The organism is Blautia sp. CGZ-1-C1 (genome assembly GCF_056504575.1).
The window spans coordinates 1-10,161 of the sequence record NZ_JBWLUT010000023.1; the positions used below are offsets into that span (position 1 = coordinate 1).

At 38.4% G+C, this 10,161-nt stretch carries 11 protein-coding genes and 1 pseudogene; all 12 read left to right on the forward strand.

Annotation, left to right across the window (positions count from 1 at the left end; translation table 11 throughout):
• A partial coding sequence (locus AC058W_RS01170) for a polysaccharide biosynthesis tyrosine autokinase (RefSeq protein WP_479389589.1) occupies positions 1-661 on the forward strand: 661 nt, incomplete at its 5' end.
• A gap of 70 nt (positions 662-731) precedes the next feature.
• Positions 732-1,700 (forward strand): hypothetical protein, encoded by a 969-nt coding sequence (locus AC058W_RS01175; protein ID WP_243098906.1) that lies wholly within the window; start codon positions 732-734, stop codon positions 1,698-1,700.
• 22 nt (positions 1,701-1,722) lie between these two features.
• Positions 1,723-2,757, forward strand: a complete 1,035-nt coding sequence (locus AC058W_RS01180; protein ID WP_243009325.1) for an LCP family glycopolymer transferase — start codon at positions 1,723-1,725, stop codon at positions 2,755-2,757.
• 141 nt (positions 2,758-2,898) lie between these two features.
• Positions 2,899-3,501, forward strand: coding sequence for a hypothetical protein (locus AC058W_RS01185; protein ID WP_118247988.1), 603 nt, complete (start codon positions 2,899-2,901; stop codon positions 3,499-3,501).
• 354 nt (positions 3,502-3,855) lie between these two features.
• On the forward strand, positions 3,856-4,959 hold the full coding sequence (locus tag AC058W_RS01190) for a sugar transferase (RefSeq protein ID WP_479389590.1): 1,104 nt from the start codon (positions 3,856-3,858) through the stop codon (positions 4,957-4,959).
• A gap of 368 nt (positions 4,960-5,327) precedes the next feature.
• Positions 5,328-5,777 carry a hypothetical protein gene (locus AC058W_RS01195; RefSeq protein WP_479389591.1) on the forward strand — a complete coding sequence of 150 codons (450 nt, stop codon included), beginning with the start codon at positions 5,328-5,330 and terminating at the stop codon, positions 5,775-5,777.
• 1 nt (position 5,778) lies between these two features.
• Positions 5,779-6,363, forward strand: coding sequence for a nucleoside-diphosphate sugar epimerase/dehydratase (locus tag AC058W_RS01200; RefSeq protein ID WP_479389592.1), 585 nt, complete (start codon positions 5,779-5,781; stop codon positions 6,361-6,363).
• Positions 6,318-7,199, forward strand: a complete 882-nt coding sequence (locus tag AC058W_RS01205; RefSeq protein ID WP_479389593.1) for a polysaccharide biosynthesis protein — start codon at positions 6,318-6,320, stop codon at positions 7,197-7,199. The genes AC058W_RS01200 and AC058W_RS01205 overlap by 46 nt, the downstream gene beginning before the upstream one ends.
• Before the next feature lie 133 nt (positions 7,200-7,332).
• On the forward strand, positions 7,333-7,596 hold the full coding sequence (locus tag AC058W_RS01210) for a hypothetical protein (RefSeq protein ID WP_118136913.1): 264 nt from the start codon (positions 7,333-7,335) through the stop codon (positions 7,594-7,596).
• A gap of 34 nt (positions 7,597-7,630) precedes the next feature.
• Positions 7,631-8,833 (forward strand): DegT/DnrJ/EryC1/StrS family aminotransferase, encoded by a 1,203-nt coding sequence (locus tag AC058W_RS01215; protein ID WP_009246045.1) that lies wholly within the window; start codon positions 7,631-7,633, stop codon positions 8,831-8,833.
• A 27-nt stretch (positions 8,834-8,860) separates the two neighbouring features.
• Positions 8,861-9,546: pseudogene (locus AC058W_RS01220) on the forward strand (sugar transferase).
• Positions 9,547-9,661: 115 nt separating this feature from the next.
• Positions 9,662-10,161, forward strand: a 500-nt coding sequence (locus AC058W_RS01225) for a glycosyltransferase family 2 protein (protein ID WP_479389594.1), incomplete at its 3' end; no start/stop codon positions are given.

Consider the following 10,161-nt stretch of genomic DNA (forward strand, 5'->3'; position numbering starts at 1 on the left):
CAGCGAGGCGATTAAAACGCTGCGTACAAATATCCAGCTGTCCGGTCAGAGCATAAAGACAATTCTGGTTACAAGCTGCTTTCCGAATGAAGGTAAGAGTGATGTAGTACTCAGCCTTGCACAGGAGCTTGGAAGCATCGGTAAGAAAGTTCTTCTTCTGGATGCGGATATCAGAAAGACTGCTTATGCAGGACGACTGGGAGTAGAAGAAGAGGTCAAGGGTCTTTCCCAGCTTCTCAGTGGGCAGGTAGGACTGCAGGATATTATCTATGAGACGAATTTCCCGAATATGGACATTATATTCGGAGGTCCGGCTGCACCAAACCCTTCAGGACTTCTCAGCGAGAACATTTTCAAGGTTTTTCTGAAAGAAGTCAGGGAATATTACAATTACATACTGATTGACACACCGCCGATCGGAACTGTAATCGATGCTGCGGTAATCGGCAGATGCTGTGATGGAGCGATCTTCCTGATCCAGCCAGGCAGCGTCAGATACAGAGATGCACAGAAGGCATTTGCACAGCTTGAGAGAAGCGGATGCCGTGTTCTGGGAGCTGTTATGAATAAGATAGACACCAGTAGCGACAAATATTACTCTTCTTACTACAAACATTATGGTGAATACTATCGCAGAAGCGATGATGAGTCCCAGAAATAATATTGCTGTCTGATAATCGTTCAGAAGTGATATCATAACCATAATTAACAGTAAAGGAAAATTGGGAAAAGTGAGCAGAAATAAGAAGAGAAAAGGGAAAAAGACAAATATTTTGCTGGGTTTTATCTGTATTATCCTGGTGGGGGTTCTTGGCACTATTCTTGTGATGAGCTATAATACAGAGCGGGAAGAAGCCAAACGTCTGACAGAACTTGCAGGTAACCAGCAGAGCGGAATCGAAGATTATGAAGCAGTAAAGGAACACGCTGCACAGTTAGAGAAGGCATCCTCCGAAGATGAGAATACAGAAGATGCCGATAACAGTGAGACAAAGAAGAGCAAGAAGAAAGAAGACACAGCCGGGGAAGAGGATGCAGAGGAGACCGCACAGGCAGAAGATACTGCTGAAGCGGAAACACCGAGAACAATTTCCGGTATCGTATGCTGGGGAGATGATCTGATCAATGGTGAGGAATCCAACACCTATTCCTACATGGCAGTGCTTCAGAAACTTCTGACAGACAACGGATATAACCTGACAGTGATCAACAAGACCCTTCAGGGCGGCGGCACACTTTCCATGATGAAGATGGCCGGTGTAAGTGATGAAACTCTTCAGGGATATATTGTGAAACATCAGCAGGCTGCAAATGGTGCGCAGCTGAATGTAACAGAGACAGGAATCCGTGATCTTACAGAAGAACAGACTACCAGAAATGATATGGACTGTGTACCTGTCATCTTCATGGGATACTATGGCGGATGGAATCATGATCCTGCAGAGCTTGCTGAGCAGCAGGAACAGATTTTAAATACATTCCAGAACAAAGACCAGTTCATTGTTGTGGGAACACGCCCTATGGATGGAAGCGTGACTTCTGAAGCACTTGATCAGGTGCTCAGCGAGAAGTGGGGCGAACATTATATCAGTCTTGCAAATGTGACACAGAAGCTGTCTGCTACTTATGAAGCACAGCAGGCTATGGCAGAGGCAGTGTTCCAGAAATTGCAGGAGCTTGGCTATATCAGCCAGAACTGAGTAAACGATTGAAGGAATGAAAATGAAAAAAACAGCAAAAGAAGCTGCGAGACAACGAAAGATTTATATGATTCTGATAATTATCCTGATCATAGTTCTTACAGTTTTGGGCGGCGGGTATTATTTTATGATGCAGACAAAATCAGCATCCCAAAAGACAAGCGGCATGAACAGTGATGACCAGAGTCGGACGAGCCAGACATCAGGCAGTGGCACGGTGGAATATAAAGGCGGGACATATAAATATAACGATCATCTCAGCAACTACTTATTTCTAGGAATTGATACAAGAAATCCGGTAGATACCTATCAGACACAGGAAGATGCCGGTCAGGCAGATGCGATTTTTGTGGTTTCCATGGACAGGGCAACAGAAGAAATTAAGGTGCTCTTTATTCCAAGAGATTCTATGACGGAGATTGAAGTTTTCAATCCATCCGGTAAAAGTCTCGGAGAGTCAACAGACCACATCAATATACAGTACGCATTTGGTGATGGCAAGCAAAAAAGCTGTGAACTGATGAAGACAGCAGTATCCAATCTGCTGGACGGACTGCCGATTCAGGGATATTGCTCCATGAATATGGATGGTATTCCGGTGATTACGGACTTTGTAGGTGGAGTTCAGATCACAGTGCCTGACAACAGCCTTGAGGATACATATCCGGAATTTAAAGAGGGTGCTGTTGTTAATATTACAGGTGAAAACGCAGAAAAGTTTGTACGATATCGAGACACTGACAAGACCCAGAGTGCTCTGGTCCGTCAGGAGAGACAGAAAACCTATCTCCAGGCATTAATTCAGAAAGCGCAGGAGAAGGCAGGAGAGGATGCCGGATTTGTGGCAGACCTCTATGACAGTATTAAGAGCTATACAGTTACAAACATGGGAAATGACATATTTGCGAAGTTGCTTACAGCATCCGGAAACGGCATCACTGATACAGAGACTGTACCAGGTGAGGGAAAGCAAGGTAAGAACTTTGATGAGTATCAAGTAGACAAAGATGCTCTGTCGGACTTGATTATTTCCATGTTTTATGAGAAAATTCAATAAACCGGTTAGAAGACAGCCGGTTTGGAATAAACTGTATGGTGGCAAATAGTCATTAGTACTGTTATTATTACTCGGAGATAATTCGTACAGACTTCCTGTACGATTATCAATATAAAAATAATCCAAAAGGAGAGGTGCATTATGAAAATTGCAAAAAAATTCATGACACTTGCTTTAGCAACTGCCCTTGGAGTAGGATGTGCTACTGTAGGTGTCAGTGCAGCAGGAAGCCGCACAAGCGCAATTACAGTATCTGCTGAACAGTCTGCAATCTATGAAGTTGTTCAGAAAATCGAAGAAACAGAAGGATTTACTGATCTGCAGGCAGAACTGCCGGCAGTAGCTGACGCTTTCAAACAGGTTAACGAAGGTAAAATGGAAGTAGCTGGTTTCGTTGACGTTCTGAAAACTCTTTCAGAAGAGACAACAGACGAAGAAGTGAAAGCTGCTATCGATGAACTCATTCAGAAACTTGACGGAAAAGAATTCGTTACAGGTTTTGATGAATTCAAAGTACTTGATGCAGACAAAGCAGAGAAGAATGCTGATGGTAAATATGAAGTTGAGATCTCTGTTCCAAGTATCACAGATACTATGGAGAACATTCAGCTTGTAGCTTACAGCAAAGAAGATGCAAAGAAATGGCAGATCGTTGATCCGATCAGCGTTGACAAAGAGAACAAAACTCTTGAAGTTGCATTAGATGATGGTGCTTTCTTCACTGTTGTTGCAGATGCTGAATAATTATTCGGTAATTCAGAAATAAAATGCAGCCGCCAGAAATGGCGGCTGTTTTTGTGTTTTAAAAAAGTTATTGTATGCTTTGCTTTCAGTAATACGAAATGTTTTAAGTAGAAAATATTGACAAATTATGTAGAACTATGTAGAATAACCTATAGTGAAAACATAGATTTATGAAAACAGGGAGAGAAGAAAAAGAAAAATATGTATAGAAAAAGTTCTAAAGGCTGGCTGAAGCATTTTGATTTTATATTAATTGATTTAATCAGCCTGCATCTGGCATTCGTTTTATCATATGTTTGTCGTCATGGGATAGGAAACCCGTACAAGAATTTATTATACAGAAATATGGCATTTATGTTGACATTTATCGATTTTTTTGTGGTATTTCTGTTTGAGACTTTAAAAGGCGTATTGAGACGGGGATACTATCAGGAACTGGCTGCGACGGTTAAACACGTGATTCTGGTAATGCTTCTGGCAGTTTTATATTTATTTACAATTCAAGAGGGAACCTCTTTTTCCAGGTCAGTTTTGTATTTTACAGCTGTGTTCTATATAATATTTGCATATGTGACAAGGATTTTGTGGAAGAAACATTTGCAGAAAAGAATGGAAAATGGAGGCGACCGTTCATTTCTGATTATTACAAGCAGTGATATTGCTGCTGAAGTGGTGCGCAGCATGCAGGAACATAATTACCAGCGATTTAATTTGGTTGGAATTGTGCTTGTGGACAAAGATATGAAAGGGCAAAAGATAGAAGGAATTCCTGTTCTGGCAAATGAAGAAGATGCGGCAAATTATGTCTGCAGAGAATGGATTGATGAAGTTTTTCTTGTGATTTCTGAAAAATACTCTTATCCACAGAAGCTAGCAGATCAGCTGTTAGAAACAGGTGTAACGGTGCATTTAAATCTGGCAAAGATGGCAGATGCGATAGGAAAGAAGCAGTTGGTAGAGAAGCTGGGCGATTATACAGTATTGACAACCAGCATAAACTATGCAACTGTGAAGCAGGCATTTATGAAGAGAAGCCTGGATATTATAGGTGGATTGGCAGGATGTATTTTGACAGGAATAATTTTCATATTTGTGGCACCTGCAATCTATATTCAGTCGCCAGGTCCGATTTTCTTCTCACAGATTCGAGTGGGAAAGAACGGCAAGAAGTTTAAGATGTATAAATTCCGCAGTATGTACATGGATGCCGAGGAGCGGAAAAAAGAACTGATGAAAGACAACAGAGTCGAAGACGGCATGATGTTTAAGCTGGAATTCGATCCACGTGTAATAGGAAATAAAATCTTGCCAAATGGAGAAAAAAAGACTGATATTGGTAATTTTATTAGAAAAACAAGCCTGGATGAATTTCCACAATTCCTTAATGTACTAAAAGGAGATAGCGGTATAATAGGAACAACCAAGAAAAGTGATTTTACAAGGGTTTCGCTGGCTTAGTCGAATCTGGTTATGATGATTTTTCTGCATGGTTGTGTCGGTTAAGCTAGGAAATTATGTACAAATAAATGGTTTCTTGGATGCTTATTTTGACCCACACTATAAGCCGAAAAATTATGATAAGGAGGTTTGACCTAGCCTGCGGATGCTCTTCAGAAAAGAACATTTACAGGCTAGTTGTCGTGTTAAGGACTCCAAAATTGTTTGGGGGGGGGGGTAATGGACTATATGAAAAGGAAAAATTGTAAGAATGAATATGAGAAGCAAGTAAGAAAAATTATCTTCATTGAACGATGAAAATTTAAGTTTTTAACAAAAAAGAAAATGCAGGAAAAGTAAGATTAAAACCTGCGGATGGAGAAATACAAATGAAATATAAGAAGCGTAATGTTCGATGGATGCTGGTTGTATATGATTTGCTTGTGTATGAATTATCAGCGGTGTTGCTTTTAGGACTTTATGGTGGAAATGATAAAGTTTCCATTTCAGGTATGTTGCAGCAGATGGTTCTTGCACTGTTATGTGTATTTTCAATTAGATTGATTGGAAATGTATATGGACAGATTTGGAGATATGGCGGTATTCAGTGTTATATTCGACTGTTATATACAGATGCAATAGCATTTTTTGTCTATTTGATTTTAGAACTGGTTCTTCCAGTTGAGAAAATTACATTTGCGAGAATGCTGTGTTTGATGAGTATAAATCTCTTAGGCGCATTGGCGTTAAGGATGATGTATAGATATGCATATAAATGTAGTAATCAGGAAACGAAGCAGGGGAGATTTTCCTTTTTCCTTATTATATACATTCGGTAGAGTGAAGAAAGGAAATGATAAAGAAATCCAGAAAATCAAAATAGCAATAATTGGAGCTGGACGTGTAGGAGTAAGTTTTGCGGAAGATCTTCTGAATAGTGATGAAGCGGCATACATTCCGAGATGTTTTATTGATATTAATGAAAATAAAGTAGGTCGTGAAATTCAGGGATTACCGGTATGGTCAGAAGATGAAGCAACATTTAGAAAATTGAATGAGTATGAAGTACAGGAAATTGTATTTGCTATACCGTCAATGGATGCAGAAAAGAAGAAAACATTATATGAATACTATAAAAATGCTGGATATAAATTAAAAGTTTATGATTATCCGACTGTTTATGCGGCAGGAGGAAAGCGACATTTAAGAGAATTTGATATTGAGGAATTATTGTTCAGAAAGCCATTGGTAGTATCTGATGAGCATACAAATGAATATTACAAAGGCAAAGTTGTTTTGATTACTGGTGGTGGCGGTTCCATTGGATCGGAGCTGGCGCTCGTCAGTTGGCAAAGATGCAACCGAAACAGATTGTTATTTTGGATATTTATGAAAATGGCGCATACGATGTTCAACAGGAATTAAAAATTGCATATGGGAATACTTTAAATCTTCAGATTGAAATTTGTTCTATTACACACAAGAACGCACTGGAACGTGTATTTGCTAAGTACCATCCACAGATTGTAATTAATGCAGCAGCACATAAGCATGTGCCTTTAATGGAACATAACTGTATCGAGGCCATCTATAACAATGTATTTGGAACACAGAATCTGGTTGAACTTTGTGAAAAATATGAAGCGGAACGTTTCATGATGGTATCAACGGACAAAGCGGTTAATCCTACGAATGTTATGGGTGCTACCAAGAGAATGTGCGAAATGATTGTGCAGAGTGCAAGTATGCATGGAAAAGTGAAGTATAGTGCGACACGTTTTGGAAATGTATTAGGTAGTGCGGGTTCGGTTATTCCGTTATTTAAACGTCAGATAGCTAATGGAGGACCGGTTACAGTTACAGATAAGCGAATTATTCGATATTTTATGACTATCCCAGAAGCATCACAGCTTGTACTTCAAAGTGGAGCTATGGCAAATAATGGAGAGCTTTTTGTATTGGATATGGGACAGCCTGTAAAAATAATGGATTTGGCAGAGAATATGATTCGATTGTCTGGTGTACAGGGAATTGAAATTGTGGAAACCGGATTAAGACCGGGGGAAAAGTTGTATGAAGAATTGTTGGTTAAAACAGAAGAATTAGATAAAACAAGTAACAGCATGATATTTATTGAGCGTGATTCAGCATTAAGTCCGGAAGAAATTAATACTCGTTTGAATATGCTTAGAGAAGTTTGTGAAACAGGAGATGATTCACAGGCAGAGAGAAGTATTAAGAAAAGCTGTACCAACATTTAAAAAGCCGGAAGAAGTTAATCGAGCTGCTGAATTTGCTGTACATCAAAAAAAGAGCGAGCCTGAAAGGGAAGAAGCAGTAGCTATATAAAATATAACAAGATTGTATTTTTATAAAAATACGGGAAGGACGCATATGCATTACGAAACAAAATCAATATTAGACAAAATCAAAGGTTCTATTATTTTGGTAACAGAAGAGGGCGAACAGGAATATGCAAATATTGATGCAATTCCAGAGAGTCTATTGGATGCTGAAATGATTGTTAGTGCTATTGAGGCAAGGGATTGTAAAATTGTTCTTTATTTAAAAAAGAATGAAATAGTCAAAAATGATCTGAATGCAGATTGGGTAAAAGAAGAGGTAGGAAGAACGGGTGTTGAGCCAGGCTTTTTCTAAAATAATCAGTCAGATAAAAGGAGGAAACGATATTATGAAGATTCCATTTTCACCGCCAGATATAACAGAAAAAGAAATTGAACAGGTTTCAGAAGCATTAAGATCCGGATGGATTACAACTGGGCCTAAGACAAAAGAATTAGAGCGAGAGGTTGCAGATTTATGTGGAGTAAATCGTGCTGTTTGTCTTAATTCGCAGACAGCATGTGCAGAAATGACCTTGCGTTTATTAGGAATTAAAGAAGGCGATGAAGTCATTACATGTGCGTATACATATACTGCAAGTGCGTCTGTAGTATGTCATGTAGGGGCAAAACTTATTTTAATTGATACTCAGAGAGATTCTCTTGAAATGGATTATAAGCAGTTGGAAAATGCTATTACTGAAAAAACAAAAGTAATTATTCCAGTAGATCTCGGCGGAGTGCCATGTGATTATGATAGGATTTTTTCTATTGTAGAACGTAAGAAAGACTTGTTCCATCCGGCAAATAAAATACAGGAAAGCATCGGCAGAGTGATTATTATGGCAGATGCAGCACATGCTTTTGGTGCAACCTGGAAAGAGAAACCAGTTGGAAGTATTGCAGATTTTTCAAATTTTAGCTTCCATGCAGTTAAGAATTTTACAACTGCAGAAGGTGGCGCCGCTGTTTGGAAAGATATTGATGGAATTGATAACGAAGAAATTTATCATCAGTATCAGTTGTTATCACTTCATGGTCAGTCAAAAGATGCACTTGCAAAAACGCAGCTTGGGGCATGGGAGTATGACATCGTTGGACCTTGGTTTAAATGTAATATGACTGATGTTGTAGCTGGAATCGGACTGGCACAGATGAAGAGATATAAAGGTTTGCTTGAACGTCGAAAAGAAATCATAGGAAAATATGATGCAGCATTTAAGCCAATCGGAATAGAGGTATTAAATCACTATACGGAAAACCACCAGTCATCTGGGCATTTGTATATAACAAGAGTTCCGGGAATTACGTTGGAGCAGAGGCATGAGATTATCGTGAAGATGGCAGAAGCAGGTGTTGCCTGCAATGTGCATTATAAGCCGTTGCCAATGATGACTGCATACAAAAATATGGGATTTGATATTAAAGATTATCCTAATGCATATAAAAGATTTGAAAATGAGATTACTCTACCTCTTCATACAAAACTTACAGATGAAGAAGTGGATTATGTGATCAAGCAGTTTAGTAGAATCGTGAAAGAATATATTTAAATGTGATAGAAGAAATAGGAGATACAGATGTTACGAGAATGGGAGAAATTACCAAAATTTATGCAGACGGAGGAAGTTCGTACCATATTATGACAGTTTAAAAAAGAAAAAAATTAGTTTGGCTTTAAAAAGAGGATTTGATGTATTTGCTGCATCTGTTATGCTCGTAACATTTTCTCCTGTATTAATTGCTATCTCAATTATGATTGTAAGAGATTCTAAAGGAGGAGTGTTTTATCGTCAGGAGCGTGTTACACAATACGGAAGAAAATTCAAGATATTTAAATTCCGAACAATGGTTGCTAATGCAGATAAAATCGGCACCCAGGTTACCGTATCCAATGACAGTAGAGTTACGAGGGTAGGCGAAAAACTTCGTAAATATCGTTTGGATGAATTGCCGCAGCTAATAAATATTATTTTAGGCGATATGACGCTTGTAGGAACCAGACCTGGAAAGTACGCATTATGTAAAGAAGTATACACCGGAAATGTTTGCTACGTTGTTATTACCGGCGGGAGTTACATCTGAGGCGAGTATAAAATATAAAGATGAAGCGGAGTTATTGGATAAAGCAGACGATGTGGACAAAGTATATGTAGAAAAAGTTCTTCCGGAGAAGATGAAATACAATCTTGAAAGTATTAGGAAATTTAGTTTTATACATGATATAGGAACAATGATAAAAACAGTTTTTGCAGTGATTAGGTAGGGAGTGTGTATGGAAAAAGGATTAGTATCAGTTATTACGCCAACATATAATTGTGCGAAGTTTATAGGGGAAACAATAGGAATCTGTTCAGACACAAACTTATCAGCAATGGGAAATGATTATTGTTGATGATTGTTCGACAGACAATACAAAAGAAATTGTCGATAAATATATAAAAGAAGATAGTAGAATAAAATATTTTTGCTTAGAAAATAACTCTGGAGCTGCCGTTGCGAGAACAAAAGCAATGGAGTTGGCAGATGGGGAATATATGGCTTTTTTAGATTCTGATGATATTTGGCCAGAAGAAAAATTGAAAAAGCAATTAGCATTTATGAAAAAGTATGATGTTGCATTTTCTTGTACAGCGTATGAACAAATTGATGAAAATGGAAAATCGTTAAATAAAATTATAAAGACAGTACCAAAGGCTGATTATAATCGAGTGCTTTTAGATTGCCCGGTAGGAAATTCTACGGTTATGTACAACGTAGAAAAGATGGGAAAATTTGAAGTCCCTAATATTAGAAAACGAAACGATGATGCTTTGTGGCTTCAAATGTTAAAAAAAGAAAAAAACATTTATGGTATGAGATCGGTACTTATGAAATACCG

What these genes read in the sequence shown, in the direction of transcription:
- AC058W_RS01180 (WP_243009325.1), top strand. Translation starts at nt 1,723, where the DNA reads ATGAAAAAAACAGCAAAAGAAGCTGCGAGACAACGAAAGATTTATATG.
- AC058W_RS01185 (WP_118247988.1), top strand. Translation starts at nt 2,899, where the DNA reads ATGAAAATTGCAAAAAAATTCATGACACTTGCTTTAGCAACTGCCCTT.
- AC058W_RS01190 (WP_479389590.1), top strand. Translation starts at nt 3,856, where the DNA reads ATGTTGACATTTATCGATTTTTTTGTGGTATTTCTGTTTGAGACTTTA.
- AC058W_RS01195 (WP_479389591.1), top strand. Translation starts at nt 5,328, where the DNA reads ATGAAATATAAGAAGCGTAATGTTCGATGGATGCTGGTTGTATATGAT.
- AC058W_RS01210 (WP_118136913.1), top strand. Translation starts at nt 7,333, where the DNA reads ATGCATTACGAAACAAAATCAATATTAGACAAAATCAAAGGTTCTATT.
- AC058W_RS01215 (WP_009246045.1), top strand. Translation starts at nt 7,631, where the DNA reads ATGAAGATTCCATTTTCACCGCCAGATATAACAGAAAAAGAAATTGAA.